This window comes from Eubacterium sp. ER2 (assembly GCF_000765215.1).
Lineage (GTDB): Bacteria > Bacillota > Clostridia > Lachnospirales > Lachnospiraceae > Claveliimonas > Claveliimonas intestinigallinarum.
On the sequence record NZ_JPJE01000010.1, the window covers coordinates 40,715 to 59,633 of the forward strand.

14 protein-coding genes are annotated in these 18,919 nt (G+C 55.6%); 7 read left to right on the forward strand and 7 right to left on the reverse strand.

Annotated elements, in window-relative coordinates; all coding sequences use genetic code 11:
• Positions 1 to 4 precede the first annotated feature (4 nt).
• Complete coding sequence (hemW, locus tag NI21_RS0104630) at positions 5 to 1,141, forward strand: radical SAM family heme chaperone HemW (protein ID WP_033125076.1); 1,137 nt, start codon at positions 5 to 7, stop codon at positions 1,139 to 1,141.
• 167 nt (positions 1,142 to 1,308) lie between these two features.
• Here hemW and NI21_RS0104635 read toward each other — a convergent pair whose 3' ends face one another.
• Together NI21_RS0104635 and NI21_RS0104640 are read right to left on the reverse strand one after the other, a co-directional pair.
• Positions 1,309 to 2,925 carry a CTP synthase gene (locus tag NI21_RS0104635; protein ID WP_033125077.1) on the reverse strand — a complete coding sequence of 539 codons (1,617 nt, stop codon included), beginning with the start codon at positions 2,923 to 2,925 and terminating at the stop codon, positions 1,309 to 1,311.
• 56 nt (positions 2,926 to 2,981) lie between these two features.
• Entirely contained in the window at positions 2,982 to 4,475 is a 1,494-nt protein-coding gene (locus tag NI21_RS0104640; protein WP_033125078.1) for a DUF1846 domain-containing protein, read from the reverse strand.
• A gap of 173 nt (positions 4,476 to 4,648) precedes the next feature.
• On the opposite strand from NI21_RS0104640, the gene ftsH reads away from it, so the two are divergent.
• From ftsH to NI21_RS0104660, 4 genes are all read left to right on the forward strand, one after another.
• On the forward strand, positions 4,649 to 6,631 hold the full coding sequence (gene ftsH, locus NI21_RS0104645) for an ATP-dependent zinc metalloprotease FtsH (protein WP_033125079.1): 1,983 nt from the start codon (positions 4,649 to 4,651) through the stop codon (positions 6,629 to 6,631).
• A gap of 103 nt (positions 6,632 to 6,734) precedes the next feature.
• Complete coding sequence (gene uvrC / locus NI21_RS0104650; protein ID WP_138303515.1) at positions 6,735 to 8,585, forward strand: excinuclease ABC subunit UvrC; 1,851 nt, start codon at positions 6,735 to 6,737, stop codon at positions 8,583 to 8,585.
• A gap of 47 nt (positions 8,586 to 8,632) precedes the next feature.
• Positions 8,633 to 9,556, forward strand: coding sequence for an HPr(Ser) kinase/phosphatase (gene hprK / locus NI21_RS0104655; protein ID WP_033125080.1), 924 nt, complete (start codon positions 8,633 to 8,635; stop codon positions 9,554 to 9,556).
• Between the two features lie 25 nt (positions 9,557 to 9,581).
• Positions 9,582 to 10,511: an ROK family glucokinase gene (locus NI21_RS0104660; RefSeq protein ID WP_033125081.1), complete on the forward strand. Its 930-nt coding sequence runs from the start codon at positions 9,582 to 9,584 to the stop codon at positions 10,509 to 10,511.
• A 108-nt stretch (positions 10,512 to 10,619) separates the two neighbouring features.
• Here NI21_RS0104660 and NI21_RS0104665 read toward each other — a convergent pair whose 3' ends face one another.
• Positions 10,620 to 13,199: a transglycosylase domain-containing protein gene (locus NI21_RS0104665; RefSeq protein ID WP_033125082.1), complete on the reverse strand. Its 2,580-nt coding sequence runs from the start codon at positions 13,197 to 13,199 to the stop codon at positions 10,620 to 10,622.
• Between the two features lie 150 nt (positions 13,200 to 13,349).
• Between NI21_RS0104665 and NI21_RS0104670 the strand changes: the two genes are divergently transcribed.
• Positions 13,350 to 13,997, forward strand: coding sequence for a YigZ family protein (locus NI21_RS0104670; RefSeq protein ID WP_330635922.1), 648 nt, complete (start codon positions 13,350 to 13,352; stop codon positions 13,995 to 13,997).
• Positions 13,998 to 14,034: 37 nt separating this feature from the next.
• Here NI21_RS0104670 and hpf read toward each other — a convergent pair whose 3' ends face one another.
• From hpf to typA, 4 genes are all read right to left on the reverse strand, one after another.
• A complete protein-coding gene (gene hpf / locus NI21_RS0104675; protein ID WP_033125084.1) occupies positions 14,035 to 14,571 on the reverse strand; it encodes a ribosome hibernation-promoting factor, HPF/YfiA family in 537 nt (178 codons plus the stop codon).
• A gap of 104 nt (positions 14,572 to 14,675) precedes the next feature.
• Complete coding sequence (locus NI21_RS0104680; protein ID WP_033125085.1) at positions 14,676 to 15,290, reverse strand: hypothetical protein; 615 nt, start codon at positions 15,288 to 15,290, stop codon at positions 14,676 to 14,678.
• An 18-nt stretch (positions 15,291 to 15,308) separates the two neighbouring features.
• Positions 15,309 to 16,208 (reverse strand): phosphatase PAP2 family protein, encoded by a 900-nt coding sequence (locus tag NI21_RS0104685; RefSeq protein WP_033125086.1) that lies wholly within the window; start codon positions 16,206 to 16,208, stop codon positions 15,309 to 15,311.
• 24 nt (positions 16,209 to 16,232) lie between these two features.
• The gene (gene typA, locus NI21_RS0104690) at positions 16,233 to 18,059 is read right to left on the reverse strand and encodes a translational GTPase TypA (RefSeq protein ID WP_033125087.1); all 1,827 of its coding nucleotides are present in this window, start codon (positions 18,057 to 18,059) and stop codon (positions 16,233 to 16,235) included.
• A gap of 176 nt (positions 18,060 to 18,235) precedes the next feature.
• Here typA and NI21_RS0104695 point away from each other — a divergent pair, with 176 nt between their 5' ends.
• Positions 18,236 to 18,865, forward strand: a complete 630-nt coding sequence (locus tag NI21_RS0104695) for a single-stranded DNA-binding protein (protein ID WP_033125088.1) — start codon at positions 18,236 to 18,238, stop codon at positions 18,863 to 18,865.
• The last annotated feature ends 54 nt before the right edge of the window (positions 18,866 to 18,919 follow it).

Sequence of the window (18,919 nt, forward strand, 5' to 3'; positions counted from 1 at the left end):
GCAGATGAAAGAACTGGAATTATATATCCACATTCCCTTCTGCGTCAGAAAATGTAAATACTGTGACTTCTTGTCCGCCCCCGCAGGCCGGCGGGAGCGGCAGGAGTATGTGGACAGCCTTTGCGAAAAGCTCCGGTCTTACCGGGACATCGCGAAGGCTTATCATGTTGTCAGCATTTTCCTTGGCGGGGGAACGCCGTCCATCCTGACAGGAGAGCAGATCCTGCAGATTTTTGCGGCCATCCGGGGGGCCTTTTCTGTGGACGGGGATGCGGAGATCACCCTGGAGTGCAACCCGGGAACCGTGGCCGGGTCCGGGGCAGAAGAAATGGGACTTTCCCGGGAGAAGCTGAGGGCCTGGCGGCAGGCCGGCATCAACCGGCTGAGCATCGGGCTGCAGTCGGCGGACGACCGGGAGCTGGAGGCTCTGGGGCGGATCCACACATGGAGAGACTTCAGGGACACCTACCAGGCTGCGGTGGAGACGGGATTTTCCAATATCAATGTGGATCTCATGTCCGCCATCCCCTTTCAGACAGAGGAGAGCTGGGAGAAGACCCTGCGGGCTGTGGCAGGACTGACCCCGCCACCTGCCCATATTTCCGCCTACAGTCTCATCATAGAGGAGGGGACGCCCTTCTATGAGAGGTATGGAGGTGGCAGGCACGCAGAGGAGCTGCCGGACGAGGACGCAGAGAGGCGGATGTATGAGCGGACAGAGGAAATACTGTCGGAGTACGGCCTCCATCGCTATGAGATCTCCAATTACGCCCGCCCCGGGTACGAGTGCCGCCACAATCTGGGCTACTGGGATCGCCGGGAGTATCTGGGCATCGGACCGGGAGCTGCCTCCCTCATGGGCGGAAGGCGCTGGACGGAAGGGGAGGAGCCGGAAACCCTCACCAGGAAGGATGCCATGGAGGAGTTCATGTTCCTGGGACTGCGGAAGATGGAGGGGGTCTCCCGCCGACGCTTTCAGGAGCAGTTTCAGGAGGACATGGATCAGGTCTACGGAGCGGTCATAGAGCGCCTGCAGGGCCAGGGACTGCTAAAATCAGCCGGGGACAAGGTGCGGCTTACGAAGAGAGGGATTGATGTCAGCAACTATGTGATGAGCGAGTTCCTGTTGGATGAGGAGTAGGAGGCAAAAGTGGGAAGGGGGAGCAGACAGCGGCGGAAATCGTTGCAACAGAGGTTGTAACGGCGCAGAGCATTATGATGACGCCACAAAGAAAAAGTTCAGGAGCCCTTGCGGAAGCTCCTGAACTTTTTCGCTTTTCCCTATATATTTCCAGTCTTTCTTTTGTTCTATTTTTCGTGCTCACCCTGATATTTCAGCGCTGCCTCCACAAATCCCTTGAACAGCGGGTGGGGCCTGTTGGGTCTTGATTTCAGCTCGGGGTGAGCCTGGGTGGCTATAAACCACGGGTGGGAGGGGATCTCGATCATCTCGATGATGCGTCCGTCCGGTGACAGGCCGGAGAGCATCATGCCGTGAGAGGTGAGGTCATCCCTGTAGTCGTTGTTCACCTCATAGCGGTGGCGGTGACGCTCGTGGATCTCCTCCTTGCCGTAGAGGGCGTAGGCCTTGGAGCTCTTATCAAGCACACAGGGGTAGGAGCCGAGACGCAGGGTGCCGCCGATGTCCTCGATGCCGATCTGGTCCGGCATGATGTGGATGACCGGGTGCGTGGTGTCCGGGTCCAGCTCCGCGCTGTGTGCGTCGTGGAAGCCAACCACATCCCTGGCAAATTCCACAATGGCAAGCTGCATGCCAAGGCACAGGCCCAGGAAGGGGATGTTGTTCTCTCTGGCATAGCGGATGGCCTGGATCTTGCCGTCAATGCCCCGGCTGCCAAAGCCGCCGGGTACGAGAATACCGCTCACATCGCCCAGAAGCTCGCCCACGTTGTCAGGCGTGACAGTCTCCGAGTCCACCCACTTGATGTTGACGGTGGCCCGGGAGAAGATGCCTCCGTGCTTCAGCGCCTCCACTACGCTGATGTAGGCGTCGTGGAGCTGGATATATTTTCCGACAAGAGCCACTGTGACCTCTGTGTTGGGGCTCTTTAAGTAGTCCACCATCTCTGTCCAGTCCTTCAGATCCGGCTCAGGGCACTCCAGGTGAAGTGACTCGCAGACAACCTCTGCCAGGTGCTCTTTTTCCATGGCAAGGGGAGCCTCATACAGATACTCCACATCCAGGTTCTGGAGCACATGGTCAGCCGGCACATTGCAGAAGAGGGCGATCTTGTCCTTGATGCCCTGGTCCAGAGGATGCTCGGAGCGGCACACGATGATGTCAGGCTGGATGCCCATGCCCTGCAGATCCTTGACGCTGGCCTGGGTGGGCTTTGTCTTCATCTCCTGGGATGCCCGCAGGTAGGGGATGAGGGTGACGTGGATGAGGATGACATTTTCCCGTCCCTTCTCGTGCTGGAACTGCCGGATGGCCTCCAGGAAGGGCTGGCTCTCAATGTCGCCTACCGTGCCGCCCACCTCGATAATGGCAATCTCTGTATCCTTTGCGACAGGATTGCGGTAGAAGCGGCTCTTGATCTCGTTCGTGATGTGGGGGATCACCTGTACGGTGCCTCCGCCGAAATCGCCCCGCCTTTCCTTCTGCAGGACAGACCAGTAGATCTTGCCTGTGGTCACATTGGAATTCTTTGTGAGGCTCTCGTCGATAAAGCGCTCATAGTGGCCCAGATCCAGGTCCGTCTCCGCCCCGTCGTCTGTGACAAAGACCTCTCCGTGCTGTACCGGGTTCATGGTTCCCGGGTCGATGTTGATATAGGGATCAAACTTCTGCATGGTCACCGTATACCCTCTCGCCTTCAGGAGCCGGCCAAGGGATGCGGCTGTGATGCCCTTGCCAAGTCCCGATACTACGCCGCCTGTCACAAATACATATTTTACTGCCATAGTTTCCTCCTTTTGTCTGTCAGATGTTTCGTGGTTCATTTCTTTTAAAAAACATATTATATACCTTTTTCTTCCTGAAAAACAGTCTTTTTTTCATATTTTGGCTCGAAAGTTGCCTGTATAAACAATTTCTTAAAGATATTGATGTCCACCTGGCTGACCATGACAGAGGTGTGAAGCTGACAGCCCTTCAGCTTCGGCAGCTGCTCCAGAGCCAGCTGGGCGTTTCTGTCCGTGGCCGCGCTGACGGAGAGGGCGATGAGCACCTCGTCCGTGTGAAGCCGGGGATTGTGGCTTCCCAGGTAGTTGACCTTCAGCTTCTGGATGGGCTCAATGGCCTCCGGGGAGATCACGTGGCATGCGTGGTCAATGCCTGCCAGCTCCTTGAGCGCGTTCAGAAGAAGAGCTGCGGAGGCGCCCAGCAGGTCGCTTGTCTTTCCGGTGACGATCCTTCCGTCCGGTAGCTCCAGGGCGGCGGCCGGAGCCCCGGTCTGCTCCGCCCGGTTCAGGGCCGCGTCCACAACAGGACGGTCGTGGGCGGTGATCCCTGCCTGGTTCATGAGCATCTCGATCTTGAACACCTCCTCCTCGGAGCAGGCGCCGGCGATAAACCGGTCCATGGTGTCGTAGTACCGGCGGATGATCTCCTGGAGGGAGGCCTGGCGGCATACCTCATCGTCGCAGATACAGTTGCCGGCCATGTTTACGCCCATGTCTGTGGGGGACTTGTAGGGGCTCTCCCCGTAAATGCGCTCAAAGGTAGTGCGCAGGACCGGGAAAATCTCAATGTCCCTGTTGTAGTTGACCGTTGTCTCGCCGTAGGCCTCCAGGTGGAAGGGGTCGATCATGTTCACGTCGTTGAGATCCGCTGTGGCTGCCTCGTAGGCCAGGTTCACCGGGTGCTTCAGAGGAATGTTCCAGATGGGGAAGGTCTCGAATTTCGCGTACCCCGCCTGGACGCCCCGATTGTGCTCGTGGTAGAGCTGAGAGAGGCAGGTGGCCATCTTTCCGCTTCCCGGCCCCGGAGCGGTGATGACTACAAGAGGTCTGGATGTCTCAATATAATCATTTTTTCCGTAGCCCTCGTCGCTGACGATAAGAGGCACATTTCCCGGATAGCCGGGAATGATGTAGTGGAGGTACACGCGGATGCCCAGGCGCTCCAGCCGGGCCTTGAAAAGATCCGCGCTGCTCTGCCCGCTGTACTGGGTGATGACAACGCTCCCCACATAGAGTCCGGCCCGGATGAACTCGTCCCGCAGGCGGATAACGTCTGAATCGTAGGTGATCCCCAGATCTCCCCGCACCTTGTTCTTCTCGATGTCCCCCGCGCTGATGACAATGACGATCTCCGCCTGGTCTGCCAGCTGCTTCAGCAGCCGAAGCTTGCTGTCAGGTGCAAAGCCGGGCAGCACTCTGGAGGCGTGGTAGTCGTCGAAGAGCTTTCCGCCGAACTCCAGATAGAGCTTCCCGCCGAATTTGTCAATCCTCTCACGGATGTGGGAGGATTGCATGTGAAGATATTTTTCGTTGTCAAATCCAATTTTCATTTGTCAGTTCCTTTCATTTATTTTCCCTGTAATATATGTAAAGAAAAATACACATTTCCTTCACAAGTATACTACAGGAAAGCCCGAGTTTACAATCTTTTCATAATGTTTTTATTGATTTTAAAACAGGGGATACTTATAATAAGATGGTACATACGTACAGGAGGAGAAATATGGACAACCAGAACAATCAGAACAGAAATAACAACCAGGATCCGAACCGGAACAACCGGCAGGGAGCCTCGTTCGTTTTGATCGTAACGCTGATCACAACGATCCTCGTGCTGCTCCTCTTCCAGTTCCAGGGAATGGAGAGCGCTGAGGAGATATCCTACAACAAGTTTATCAAGATGGTAGAGGACGGAGACGTAGAAAAGGTTGATATAGGAGCCAACCAGATCGATATAACAGCCAAGCAGGGAAAGGACGACACTGTGCAGAAGGAATACTACACGGGTATCGTCAACGATGACCAGCTTGTGGACCGCCTGCTGGATGCGGGAGTGGAGGTGAACCAGGAGATACCTGACACCACATCCTCCATGCTGCTGAGTATCATTTTTACCTTCCTTCCCATTGCCTGCATTGTGGGCCTCTGCGTGTGGTTTACAAAGAAGATGTCCAAGGGCGGCGGCATGATGGGTATTGGAAAGAGTAACGCCAAGATGTATGTGGAGAAGCAGACAGGCGTCACCTTCAAGGATGTGGCGGGCCAGGACGAGGCCAAGGAGTCACTCCAGGAGGTAGTGGATTTCCTGCACAATCCGGGAAAGTATACCGGCGTGGGGGCCAAGCTTCCCAAGGGCGCCCTCCTTGTGGGACCTCCGGGAACCGGAAAGACGCTGCTTGCCAAGGCGGTAGCGGGGGAGGCGAAGGTGCCCTTCTTCTCCCTGTCAGGATCGGCCTTTGTGGAGATGTATGTGGGCGTGGGCGCTTCCAGAGTCCGCGACCTTTTCAAGCAGGCCCAGCAGATGGCGCCCTGTATCATTTTCATCGATGAGATCGACGCCATCGGAAAGAGCCGCGACACCCAGCTTGGCGGCAACGACGAGAGGGAGCAGACACTGAACCAGCTCCTGGCGGAGATGGATGGATTTGACACAAATAAGGGACTGCTTCTTCTGGCAGCCACCAACCGTCCGGAGATCCTGGATCCGGCGCTTCTGCGCCCGGGACGGTTCGACAGGCGGATCATCGTGGAGCGGCCGGATCTGAAGGGCCGTATCGACGTGCTGAAGGTTCACGCCAAGGACGTGCGCATGGATGAGACCGTGGATCTGGAGGCCATTGCCCTGGCCACATCCGGCGCTGTGGGCTCAGACCTGGCCAACATGATCAACGAGGCCGCTATCAATGCGGTGAAGCACGGCAGAAACGCTGTCTCTCAGAGCGACCTCTTTGAGGCGGTGGAGACAGTCCTTGTGGGCAAGGAGAAGAAGGACCGTATCATGAGCCAGGAGGAGAGAAGGATCGTATCCTACCACGAGGTGGGGCACGCCCTTGTGAGCGCTCTCGAGAAGCACGCGGAGCCGGTGCAGAAGATCACCATCGTCCCCAGGACCATGGGAGCCCTCGGCTATGTGATGCAGACGCCTGAGGAGGAGAAGTTCCTGAACACGAAGAAGGAGCTGGAGGCCATGCTGGTAGGTATGCTGGCAGGCCGTGCCGCCGAGGAGATCGTCTTTGACACAGTCACAACCGGAGCCTCCAACGATATCGAGAAGGCCACAAGCATTGCCAGGGCCATGATCACCCAGTACGGCATGAGCGAGAGATTTGGCCTGATCGGCCTTGAGTCGATCCAGAACCGCTATCTGGATGGAAGACCGGTCCTGAACTGCGGCCAGGAGACAGCCTCTGAGATCGACCAGGAAGTGATGAAGATGCTCAAGGGGGCCTATGAGGAGGCCAAGAGGCTGCTGAGCGAGCACAGGGAGGCGCTGGACAGGATCGCTGCCTTCCTGATTGAGAAGGAGACCATCACCGGAAAAGAGTTTATGAAGATCTTCCGGGAGGTAGAGGGACTTCCCGAGACTGAGGACAGGCAGGACGGCGAGGAGCCGAAGGAGGCCCGCATCTCCATGAAGCCGGTGGAGGGCAACACTGAAGAGACGGCAACAGATGAGAGCGAAACTGAGAACAACAGCACAGTATAAGCGGATTGTGAGATAACTAAGGCTTGAGTTTAGGACAGGGGAAGATTTTCCCTTGTCCTTTTTCATGCGGGACAGTATAATGTTAACCATGGAAAGCAGGAATATGGAAAACAGTAATTTTGATATACAGGAAGAACTGAAAAAATTGCCGGGGAAGCCCGGCGTGTATCTGATGCACGATGAGAAGGATGAGATCATCTATGTGGGGAAGGCTATCAGCCTGAAGAATCGGGTGCGGCAGTATTTCCAGAGCAGCCGAGGCAAGAGCGTGAAGATTGAGCAGATGGTGACCCACATCACCCGCTTTGAGTACATTGTGACAGATTCGGAGCTGGAGGCCCTTGTCCTGGAGTGTAATCTGATCAAGGAGCACAGGCCCAAATACAACACCATGCTCATGGACGACAAGGCCTATCCCTTTATCAAGGTGTCGGTGGATGAGCCCTTTCCCCGGATCATGATGGCCAGGCGCATGGTGAAGGACAAGGCGAAATACTTTGGCCCCTACACGAGCGCGGGGGCTGTCAAGGACACCATCGAGCTGATCCGCAAGCTGTACAAGGTGAGGAGCTGCAACCGCCGCCTTCCCAGAGATACGGGGAAGGAGAGGCCCTGCCTGAACTATCATATCCACCAGTGCGACGCCCCCTGTCAGGGGTACGTGTCCCAGGAGACCTACAGGAAATCCATAGACGAGGTGCTCCGCTTTTTGGGAGGAAATTATGAGGTTATTTTGAAGGAGCTGGAGGAGAAGATGATGAAGGCCTCCGAGGACCTGGAGTTCGAGAAGGCCATCGAGTACAGGGAGCTTCTGGGAAGCGTGAAGAAGATCGCCCAGAAGCAGAAGATTACCGACACAGCCGGCAACGACAGGGATATCCTGGCGGCAGCCACGGACAAAGAGGACGCGGTGGTGCAGGTCTTCTTTATCCGGGGCGGCAGGCTGATCGGGAGAGACCATTTTTATCTGAAGCTGAGCGGGGACGAGACCACAGGGGAGATCATCTCCAGCTTTATCAAGCAGTTCTACGCCGGTACACCCTATATACCGGCGGAGCTGATGACCCAGACTGAGATCGAGGACGGGGAGGTCCTGGAGGAATGGCTGAGCCAGAAGCGAGGCCACAGGGTGCATATCCGTGTGCCCAAAAAAGGGACAAAGGAGAAGCTGGTGGAGCTGGCGGAAAAGAATGCTGCCCTGGTGCTCAGTAAGGACAGGGAGAGGCTGAAGCGGGAGGAGGGCCGCACCATCGGCGCGGTGAAGGAGATTGCCCGCCTTCTTGGCCTGGAGCACCTGAACCGGATGGAGGCCTATGACATCTCCAATATCAGCGGGTTTGCCTCTGTCGGTTCTATGGTGGTCTACGAGAAGGGAAAGCCAAAGAGAAACGATTACCGCAAATTCCGCATTAAGAGCGTCCAGGGGCCGGACGACTACGCCAGCATGAAAGAGGTGCTGACAAGAAGGTTCCGCCACGGCCTGGAGGAGCGGGAAGAGGGGAAGGAGACGGGAAGCTTTACCGCCTTTCCGGACCTGATCCTCATGGACGGAGGAAAGGGACAGGTAGGGATCGCCCTCCAGGTGCTGGATGAGCTCCACCTGAACATACCTGTGTGCGGTATGGTGAAGGACGACAGCCATCGTACCAGAGGACTCTACTATAATAATAAAGAGCTTCCCATTGACCGGAATTCAGAGGGCTTTAAGCTGATCACCAGGATACAGGACGAGGCCCACCGGTTTGCCATAGAGTTTCACAGAAAGCTGCGCAGCAAGGAGCAGGTTCATTCTGTCCTGGACGATATCCCCGGGGTGGGGCCGGCCAGGAGAAAGGATCTGATGAAGCATTTTGCCAGCCTGGATGAGATACGGCAGGCGGATGTGGAGGACCTGAAAAAACTGCCCAGCATGAATGAAAAATCAGCGCAGGAGGTGTATAAGTTTTTTCACTGATGTGTTATACTTGTCATAGTATTTAAAAACAGAAAAGGAGATAAGACATGTCAAAAATAGAAATTCAGAAGATCGTCGAGAAGATGAACCTGAAAAATCTGACTCCCGACGTGGGGCTGGCTGACAAATATGTGGAGGTGCCGGATATCAACAGGCCGGCTCTGCAGCTTACAGGCTTCTTTGACCATTTCGACGCGGAGAGAGTGCAGATTATCGGATATGTGGAATATACGTTTTTAGAGCAGATGGATGAGGCCACAAAGATCAAGGTCTACGAGACGCTGCTCGCCTACAAGATCCCCTGCATTATCTTCTGTCGTGCCCTGAAGCCGGATCAGGAGCTGCTGGAGAAGGCGCAGGAGCTGGATGTGCCCATCTTCTCCACGGAGATGAAGACCTCCGCCTTTACCGCAGAGCTGATCCGCTGGCTGAATGTGCAGCTGGCGCCCTGCATTTCCATCCACGGCGTACTGGTAGATGTGTACGGCGTGGGCGTGATGATCATGGGCGAGAGTGGCATCGGCAAGAGCGAGGCGGCTCTGGAGCTGGTGAGAAGGGGACACCGTCTTGTCAGCGACGACGTGGTGGAGATCCGCAAGGTCAGTGACGACACCCTGGTGGGAACCGCGCCCGACGTGACAAAGCATTTTATCGAGCTGCGCGGTATCGGTATTGTGGATGTCAAAATGCTCTACGGCGTGCAGAGCGTCAGGGAGACCCAGAATATCGAGCTGGTCATCACCCTGGAGGACTGGGACAGGGAGAAGAAATACGACAGGCTTGGTATGGAGGAGCAGTACACAGAGTTCCTCGGCAACAAGGTTGTCTGCCATCAGCTTCCCATCCGTCCCGGGCGTAACCTCTCCATCATCGTGGAGACGGCGGCCATCAACTACAGACAGAAGAAGATGGGCTATAACGCGGCGGAGGAGCTGTACAAAAGGGTGCAGAGGAACCTGGCAAAGAAATAGAAAATAAGGAATAGGGAGTCAGAAGATGAAGTATTGTTTTGGAGTAGATATTGGCGGAACAACCGTGAAGATGGGACTGTTTTCCACGGAGGGAGAGCTGTACGAGAAATGGGAGATCAAGACTCACACAGAGAATGAGGGAAAGCAGGTCCTGCCGGATATCGCGGCCTCTGTCCGCGCTAAGATGGAGGAAAAAGGAATTTCCGCGGAGGAGACAGCGGGCGTGGGAGTCGGCGTGCCGGCTCCGGTTAGTGAAGGAATTGTAAAGAACAGCGCCAATATCGGATGGGGCTATAAAAATGTTAAAAAGGAGATGGAGGAGCTTCTGCCGGGAATCCGGGCTGAAATCGGAAACGATGCCAATGTGGCGGCCCTGGGCGAGATGTGGCTGGGAGCCGGAAAGGGCTGCAGCAACATGATTATGGTGACGCTGGGCACTGGCGTGGGCGGCGGCGTGATCTGCCAGGGACATGTCATTGCAGGGGCAAACGGAGCCGGCGGCGAGATCGGACATATCTGTGTGAACTACAGCGAGACAGAAAAGTGCGGCTGCGGGAAGACCGGATGTCTGGAGCAGTACGCGTCCGCCACAGGAATCGCCCGTCTTGCAAAGCTGCGCCTTGCAAAGCTACACGGGAAGACGCTGCTGGAGGGGAAAAACCTCAGCGCAAAGTCAGTCTTTGACGCGGTGAAGAAGGACGACAGAGTGGCGATTGAGATTGCGGAGGAGTTTGGAGCTTATCTGGGACATGCCCTCGCCAACATGGCAGTGATCGTGGATCCCGAGATGATCGTCATCGGCGGCGGCGTTTCCAATGCGGGACCTGCCCTTCTGCCTTTCATCGAGAAGCCCTTCCAGGAGAAGGCTTTCTTTGCCAACAAGGATACAAAGATCGTGCTGGCCACACTGGGCAATGACGCCGGTATCTGCGGAGCGGCAAGGCTGATCATCTGACACGGACAGAGCCGGGTGGATATAGGCAGAGATGTAGAAAAAAGAGGTATAAATAAAAGCAGGTGTGAATGAGCTGCTGCTCATTCGCACCTGCTTTTATTTTGATTTCTATCCGGTGGTTTCGCCGCCACCTCCGCCTCCGGTGCCCGGATCAGGATTGGTGGTTTCGCCGCCACCTCCGCCTCCGGTGCCCGGATCAGGATTGGTGGTTTCGCCGCCACCTCCGCCGCCTCCGGCGCCCGGATCGGGAGTGGGGGTAGTATCTCCGCCGCTGCCCGGTGTGGTCGTGGTGGTGCTGCCTCCGCTAGTGTCGGAAGTGCTGCCATCAGTGGTGGTGTCAGTTCCTGTGTCGTCGGTGGATCCCGTAGAACCGTGTCCCGGACAGGTCTCTGTAGGTGAATTGTCTGACGCAAAGAACTCTGTCCTTGAGGGGCATCCAGGCCTCGCGAGCTGCCCGGTCACTGTGCAGATGGTCTTCTGCTCCACCGATGTGGGCATCTCAAACTGCTTTGTCTCCAGACCCGCGTGGATGCGGCTCATAATGGACTTCCAGATCCGGAAACGGAAGGTAGTGTCAATGTTGGTCATGGATTTCGGGTCATCGTAGCCGCCCCACACCGCACAGGTGTAATAGGGGGTGAAGCCGCAGAACCAGATATCCTTGTCACTGTCCGCTGTTCCCGTCTTGCCGGCTACCGGCATGTTGTCCAGGGCAGCGGCTGATCCGCTTCCCTCCTCCACAACGCTCTGCATGGCGCTTGTGAGGAGAGCGGCTGTGCTGTCCTTGACGGACTGATGAGACTCCGTGGGGTTCTCGATCAGCACATTGCCGTCGTGATCCAGGATCTTTGAGTATAGGGTTGGCGTGTTGTATACGCCGCCGTTGGCGATGGACGCAAAGGCCGCGCACAGCTCATAGTTGTATACACCATTTGTCAGACCTCCCAGAGCGATGGGCTCGTACATATCACTCTCCACAAGTGAGCTCATGGAAAAGTTGTTCTTTGCGTACTCATATCCCAGCTGGGGACCGATCTGCTGTATGGTCTGCACGGCCACAGAGTTCATGGACTGGGCGATGGCCTCCCGGACGGTGACGTTGCCGTAGTACTTGTTGCCCACGTTCTTGAATTCCGTGCCGTTTGAGTAATGCCAGGGCTGGTCGTCAAAGACGCTGGCCAGCGTGATCTGGTTCGTGTCCAGGGCGGGGGCGTAGGTGGCCAGGATCTTGAAGCAGGAACCCGGCTGCCTTGTGGAGCCTCTGTAGGCCCTGTTCAGACTCTGGCTTGTCTCCTTGGCGCCCCTTCCGCCTACCATGGCCTTGATCTGGCCGGTGGCCTGGTCGATGATGGTGACAGAAGCCTGGGGCTGAGGCGTGATGGTGATGCGCTCGTCATAGGTGTCGCCCTCCTGGGCAATCGTGGCCTTCCACTCCTCCACCATAGCTCTGGCAGCGTCCTCGGAGGAAAAGATGAGGGCGTTTTCAATGCCATAGGTGTTTTCCCTGTACGCCTCCACGCTCTCAGAGCCGTAGTTCTCTATGGTGCCGTCCGCCCGGGTGACGGTCAGCGCGTAGGAGAGACCGTACTCCTTCAGCCATGGGAAGTTGGCGTCATTGTTCATCTCCTCATCGCAGATCTGCTGCATGGCAGTGTTCTGTGTGGAGATGATAGTCAGGCCGCCGCTGTAGAGGGCGTTGTATGCCTGGCTTTCCGTGTACCCGAGGCGGGACATGAGATCGTCGATGACCTGCTCGGAGAGGGCGTCTATAAAATAGGAATAAGGTGAATCCTCTCCGATGGCCGCGTTGACAGCCTGAATTCTGGCGTACACGTCGTCGGCTGCCGCCTCATCGTAGGCCGCCTGGTCGATATATCCCTGATCCAGCATCTTGTTCAGAACCTCGGTGCGCCGTTTCGCGTTGGCGTCTGGGTTGGTGATGGGATTGTAGAGGGACGGGTTCTGGGTGATGCTGGCGAGAACCGCGCACTCGGACAGCGTCAGCTCGGATACATCCTTGTTGAAATAGCGCTTGGAGGCGGACTGCACGCCCAGGGTGTTCTGCCCCAGGTTGATGGTGTTCAGATATGCCTCCATGATTTCGTCCTTTGACATCTGTTTTTCGATGTCCAGAGCCAGGAACTGCTCCTGGATCTTTCTCTCCAGACGGTCGTAAAAGGTTTCCTCATTTACAAAGTCGGGAAAGACGTTGTTCTTTATGAGCTGCTGGGTCAGCGTGCTGGCTCCCTGTGAGAAGTCGCCGCCTGAAGTAATTCCCGTGACAGCGGCTCGCAGGATACCCTGCGGGTCAATACCGTTGTGCTCATAGAAGCGCTCGTCCTCAATGGCGACGAAAGCGTGCTGCAGATCCACGGGGATCTGGTCGATGGATTTGTATTCGCGGTTGGAGCCGGCCTCCACGAACCGCTCCAGCTCAGTGGCCCCGTCGTCAGCGTAGACGATGGTCGTGTACCCTTTCGGACGCACATCGTCAGGTGTGACCTCCGGTGAATTGTCAAGGATCCTCTTCACAAAAATCAGACCGCCGATCATCCCGATGATACATATAGCAAGAACACACAGGATAAAAGCCTTCAACAGCCGGACAGTGACCCGCTTACCCTGCATGGTTGATTTCGACGTTATCTGCTTTTGTTTTTTAGAAGCCTTTTTCTTTCCATAATTCATGTATTCAGCCTCCTTCATACTTTAGACATTATAGCAAATATACATATTGAAATAAAGAAAAAAATGAAAACTTCATATTTAGGTAGGAAAAACTTAAGAAATCCGTTATAGTAGTAGATGACAGCGCAAAGAACAGAGGAGGAACGCAAAGTGGATCACAGAATGGTATTCCGGGGCGGAGAAGGGGAGATCACGGAGAAAAGGTCCAGATTTATCGCCACAGTCCGCCCGGTAAAGAGCGAGGAGGAGGCCGCGGAGTTTATCGAAACGGTCAGGAAGAAGTACTGGGACGCCAGGCACAACTGCTACGCCTACGTCATCGGGGATCACCAGGACATACAGCGGTACAGCGATGACGGGGAGCCGGGCGGCACGGCGGGCAGGCCCATGCTGGATGTGCTCCTGGGGGAGAACATCCATGACACGGCGGTGGTGGTAACCCGGTATTTCGGCGGTATCCTCCTGGGCACAGGGGGACTTGTGAGAGCCTACCAGGGTGCGGCGAAGGAAGGACTGGCCTCCTCTTTGATTATAACCAGGATACAGGGAGTTAAACTGAAGATCACCACAGATTACACCGGCCTGGGAAAGATACAGTACATTCTGGGAGAGAGGGGCATACCGGTGCTGGACAGCTCCTACACAGAGAAGGTGGAGCTGACCGCCCTGGTGCCGGAGGCGCTTTGGCCTGCCCTGGAGGAGGAGCTGACAGACGGGACAAACGGGAAAGCGGTGCTGGAGGAGGCGGGAAAGTGCTTCTACGGCGACATAGACGGAAAAATACAGGTCCTGGAATGATTTCATTCCAGGACCTGTATTTTGGAAGACTGTATTTTTACTGGAATTCCGGCTCGATCAGGCCGAAGGTTCCGTTCTTTCTCTTATATACGACATTCACCTCATCGGTCTCCGCGTTGCAGAATACGAAGAAATCGTGCCCCAGAAGCTCCATCTGGATGCAGGCATCCTCCGGATACATAGGCTTGATGCCGAAGCGCTTTGTGCGGACGATCTTAATTTCCTCGTCGCTCTCGGGAGCGTCCTCCTCGTCGAAGAATTCCTGCTTGAAATTGCTGCCGTCCTGATGTCTCGCGATGAGCTTTGTTTTATATTTGCGAAGCTGTCTCTCAATGACTTCCTCCACAAGATCAATGGATACATACATGTCGCTGCTGACCTGTTCGGAGCGGATAATATTTCCCTTTACAGGAATGGTCACCTCAATCTTCTGGCGTTCCTTTTCCACGCTCAGTGTGACGATGATCTCGGTGTCAGGGGTGAAGTACCTCTCCAGTTTACCGAGCTTGCGTGTAATGGTGTCTTTTAAGCCGGGCGTGATCTCGATGTTCTTTCCACTAATGATAAATTTCATGCTGTCCAACTCCTTTACGATATGATTTCAGGAGAAATAATGTCTGACAAAAATGTAGGACAATTCATTTCTATCTGATATAAGGAGTATAACATGTTTTTCTGTCAATGTATAGCATGTATTACTTCAATTCTTGAAATTTTTCCGTCACGCATTTTGGCCACCCGCAGGCCGGTATCTTCAAAATAGACGCAGGCCCCCTCTCTGGGTTCAATATCCTCTGCCCTGCATTTTGCCCGCAGGACAGCCTCCAGTGTCTCGGCGTCCGTCTCGTGGGGGATCTGACACCCCATGATCTTATTGACTACCCGCACCCGGGACGAGCCCCGGAACATATTTTTCTCTGCCAGGTCAAAGCCGAAGAAGAGATATTTCCTCGTGGCGAACAGGACAGCGATGGCGCACACGCCGATCAGGCTGGAAAAAGCGGAAGAGTGGTCGATGATGATCTGCCTGGCAATGGCAAAGAGGAGCACCTCGAACACGGTGTCCGGCGTGTGGTAGTACATCATCCGTATCAGCTCCACGCCGATGATGAGCTCAAAGCAGGCCTCAAGGAGATCTTCGTAGTTCGGGTACCTGTCCAGGTCCGGTATGTAGATCAGGGAGCTGGCAAGCCGTAAGCACAGAAGAATGATGCCGACGGCCAGCATGATGGAGATAAAAAATTCCATGAACATGGCCAGACGGGAGAGAAAAGCGGCGAAATACTTTTTCATAAAATCCTCCTTTGGGTATTAGTTTTTCGGACAGGGCGGCACTACCCGGCTGAAGAGGGCGGGATAGATTACCATGATCCATAATACCAGTATAAAGTATTTTATGATTTTTGCAATCACACATTCGCCCGTGATGAGGGGAATGGTGCTGTTCAGGACAAAAATCCCGAAAATACCGGCCGCGAATTTGACAGCCTGCATCCAGAGACAGGGAGCGGCGGTCTGAAACCGGAGCCTGGTGGTCTCCAGATACCATCCCACGGCAAAGCCCAGTCCGGCGCCCACAGCCTTGAAGCAGTCCACGGCGTACACCTGGGGCAGGAGGCCGTATTGGCGAAGGAGGAGGGCTAAGACCGTGATCCCCAGACAGACCAGAAGGAGCAGCGCGAAGAAGACACGCATGGACACCGGGTCAGCTGTCAGCCGGGGCAGGAACCGCCGGGTCAGCCATATAAAAAGGGCGGATACGGCCAGGGAGCCCAGCACGTCCCAGGGCGTGTGGCATCCCAGGTACATGCGGGAGAAGCCCACCAGCAGGACGACGGCAAAGCAGAGCCATCGCGGCCCCTTTCTGGAGGTCTGGAGGCCCAGGGATCCGTACAGGCAGGCAGCGCTCTGGGTGTGGCCGCTTGGAAAGGAGTAGCCTGTGGCCGCAGGCACTGCGCTCTCCACAGGGGAGAAGGCAGGATCCAGCACCCAGGGGCGGGGCACCCGGAAAGTGATCTTCAGAGTCTGCACGGCAAGCCCTGCCAGAAAGTAGGAAAAGCCGATCTGGAGGGCCAGCCCTTTGCTGACGCACCAGTAGAGGAGACAGAGCACCAGTATGACCGCTGTCTCCTCCCCAAGCTGTGTGATAAACTGCATGATCCGGTCTGCGGCTGGGGTGCGCAGCGACTCCAGAAACCATAAAAAAACCATAAATGCTCCTTGTGATCAGAAAGATTATTTATTATTGCTCCTCTTGCGGAGCTTGGGATCCAGGATCTTCTTGCGGATGCGCAGCGACTCGGGAGTTACCTCCAGAAGCTCGTCCGTGTCGATGAAGTCCAGGGCCTGCTCCAGGCTGAGGATCCGCGGCGGCGTCAGGCGGAGCGCCTCGTCCGCGCTGGAGGAGCGGGTGTTGGTGAGGTGCTTAGTCTTGCAGACATTGACCTCGATGTCATCCGTCTTGCCGTTTTCGCCGATGACCATTCCGGCGTACACCTTCTCGCCGGGCCCGATAAAGAGGGTACCCCTCTCCTGGGCGCTGTAGAGGCCGTAGGTGACGGACTCTCCGGTCTCGTAGGCGATGAGGGAGCCCTGCTTCCGGTACTGGATGTCTCCCTTGTAGGGGGCGTATCCGTCAAAGGCGGTGTTCATGATGCCGTTTCCCTTTGTGTCCGTCAGGAAGTCTCCTCTGTAGCCGATAAGTCCGCGGGAGGGGATGGAGAACTCCATCCGGGTGTAGTTGCCGCCGATGGGACCCATGCTGCGCAGCTCCCCTTTTCTCTGGCCCAGTTTTTCGATGACCACGCCCGTAAATTCATCCGGCACGTCGATGTAGGCCATCTCCATGGGCTCCAGGAGTTTTCCGTTCTCATCCTTCTTGTAGAGAACCTCCGCCTTGCTGACAGCGAACTCGTAGCCCTCCCGGCGCATGTTCTCAATGAGGACGGACAGATGGAGCTCACCCCGGCCGGACACCTTAAAGGTATCCATGTCCTCGGTCTCCTCCACCCGGAGGCTGACATCTGTGTTCAGCTCCCGGAAGAGGCGGTCGCGGAGGTGCCGGGATGTCACGTATTTGCCCTCCCTGCCGGCAAAGGGGCTGTCGTTGACCTTGAACTGCATGGCAATGGTGGGCTCGGAGATCTTCTGGAAGGGGATGGCCTGGGGGTTCTCGGGCGAGCAGATGGTGTCCCCGATGGACAGGTCCGCGATGCCGGAGATGGCCACGATGGAACCGATGGTGGCCTCTTTGACCTCCACCCGGTTCAGTCCGTCAAACTCATAGAGCCTGCTGATGCGCACCTTCTCCTGGCGCTCCGGGTCGTGGTGGTTGACCACGACCACATCCTGGTTGGTGCGGATGGTACCGTTGTCCACCTTGCCGATGCCGATCCGGCCCACATACTCGTTGTAGTCGATGGTGCTGATGAGCACCTGGGTGTGAGCGTCCGGGTCTCCCTCCGGGGCGGGAATATAGTCCAGGATAGTCTCGAAAAGCGGGATCATGTTTTCCGGCTTGTCGTCCATGTCCAGCATGGCGTATCCGTCCTTGGCTGAGGCGTAGATGAAGGGACAGTCCAGCTGCTCCTCGGAGGCATCCAGGTCGATGAAGAGCTCCAGTACTTCATCGATTACCTCCGCCGGCCGGGCCTCCGGCCGATCGATTTTGTTGATGCAGACGATGACAGGCAGATCCAGCTCCAGGGCCTTGCGCAGGACGAACTTTGTCTGGGGCATGGCTCCCTCAAAGGCGTCCACAACAAGGATGACCCCGTTTACCATCTTCAGCACGCGCTCCACCTCGCCGCCGAAGTCGGCGTGTCCCGGCGTGTCTACGATATTGATCTTTGTCCCCTTATAGAAGACGGCTGTATTTTTGGAGAGAATGGTAATTCCACGTTCCCGCTCGATATCGTTGGAGTCCATGACCCTCTCGGCCACCTCCTGATTCTCGCGGAACACGCCGCTCTGCTTTAAAAGTTCATCCACAAGTGTTGTCTTGCCATGGTCAACATGGGCGATGATCGCAATATTACGCACATCTTCGCGTTTTGTCTTCATATGAAATCTTCCTTTTCTCTTCTTATTTTAAACTTTTTTTCTGTAACTTTAATAGTGTATCATATTTCGGAAAAAAAACAAGGAATATAGTTCTAATATATGCAATTCCCGCATAGATTAGGTATTGACTCTAAAAGCATCAAAATACGATCAAGAGGAAGGGAGATATTAAGACCATGTCAGATAAGATCATTGAAAACAACCAGGTAACTATTATGGGACAGATCGCGTCCGGCTTCACCTTCAGCCACACGGTGTTCGGGGAAGGCTTTTATATGGTGGATGTGCTGGTGAGGCGCCTTAGCAGCTCCAAGGACAGGATCCCGCTCATGATCTCGGAGCGCCTCCTGGACGTGACCCAGGACTACACAGGGGAGTTTATCATGGCCAGCGGACAGTTCCGGTCCTACAATCGGCACGAGGAGCAGAAGAACCGGCTGATCCTCTCTGTCTTTGTGCGGGAGATATCCTTCATCGACGAGGAGCCGGACGGGGCAAAGACGAACACCATCCTGCTGGACGGCTACATCTGCAAGCTGCCTGTCTACCGGAAGACGCCCCTGGGCAGAGAGATCGCGGATCTTCTGCTGGCCGTAAACAGGCCCTACGGGAAGTCTGACTACATTCCCTGCATCTGCTGGGGAAGGAACGCCAGGTTTGCCGCCTCCTTTGAGGTGGGCGAGCACGTGCAGGTGCTGGGGAGGATCCAGAGCAGGGAGTATGTGAAGCGGCTGTCAGAGACCGAGTCGGAGAAGCGCACGGCCTACGAGGTGTCTGTGAGCAAGCTGGAGTGCATGGACGACTGAGGGTTCCATTGACATTGGAAATGAATAATGATACACTTTTTAAAGATAAATTTT

Excerpts from the sequence above, each read along its gene's own strand:
- NI21_RS0104680 (WP_033125085.1), bottom strand. The coding sequence starts at position 15,290 with ATGAAAAAGTATTTCGCCGCTTTTCTCTCCCGTCTGGCCATGTTCATG.
- NI21_RS0104640 (WP_033125078.1), bottom strand. The coding sequence starts at position 4,475 with ATGAAAATTGGATTTGACAACGAAAAATATCTTCACATGCAATCCTCC.
- uvrC (WP_138303515.1), top strand. The coding sequence starts at position 6,735 with ATGGAAAACAGTAATTTTGATATACAGGAAGAACTGAAAAAATTGCCG.
- typA (WP_033125087.1), bottom strand. The coding sequence starts at position 18,059 with ATGAAGACAAAACGCGAAGATGTGCGTAATATTGCGATCATCGCCCAT.
- NI21_RS0104660 (WP_033125081.1), top strand. The coding sequence starts at position 9,582 with ATGAAGTATTGTTTTGGAGTAGATATTGGCGGAACAACCGTGAAGATG.
- hprK (WP_033125080.1), top strand. The coding sequence starts at position 8,633 with ATGTCAAAAATAGAAATTCAGAAGATCGTCGAGAAGATGAACCTGAAA.
- NI21_RS0104685 (WP_033125086.1), bottom strand. The coding sequence starts at position 16,208 with ATGGTTTTTTTATGGTTTCTGGAGTCGCTGCGCACCCCAGCCGCAGAC.
- NI21_RS0104635 (WP_033125077.1), bottom strand. The coding sequence starts at position 2,925 with ATGGCAGTAAAATATGTATTTGTGACAGGCGGCGTAGTATCGGGACTT.
- NI21_RS0104695 (WP_033125088.1), top strand. The coding sequence starts at position 18,236 with ATGTCAGATAAGATCATTGAAAACAACCAGGTAACTATTATGGGACAG.
- ftsH (WP_033125079.1), top strand. The coding sequence starts at position 4,649 with ATGGACAACCAGAACAATCAGAACAGAAATAACAACCAGGATCCGAAC.
- hpf (WP_033125084.1), bottom strand. The coding sequence starts at position 14,571 with ATGAAATTTATCATTAGTGGAAAGAACATCGAGATCACGCCCGGCTTA.
- NI21_RS0104665 (WP_033125082.1), bottom strand. The coding sequence starts at position 13,199 with ATGAATTATGGAAAGAAAAAGGCTTCTAAAAAACAAAAGCAGATAACG.
- hemW (WP_033125076.1), top strand. The coding sequence starts at position 5 with ATGAAAGAACTGGAATTATATATCCACATTCCCTTCTGCGTCAGAAAA.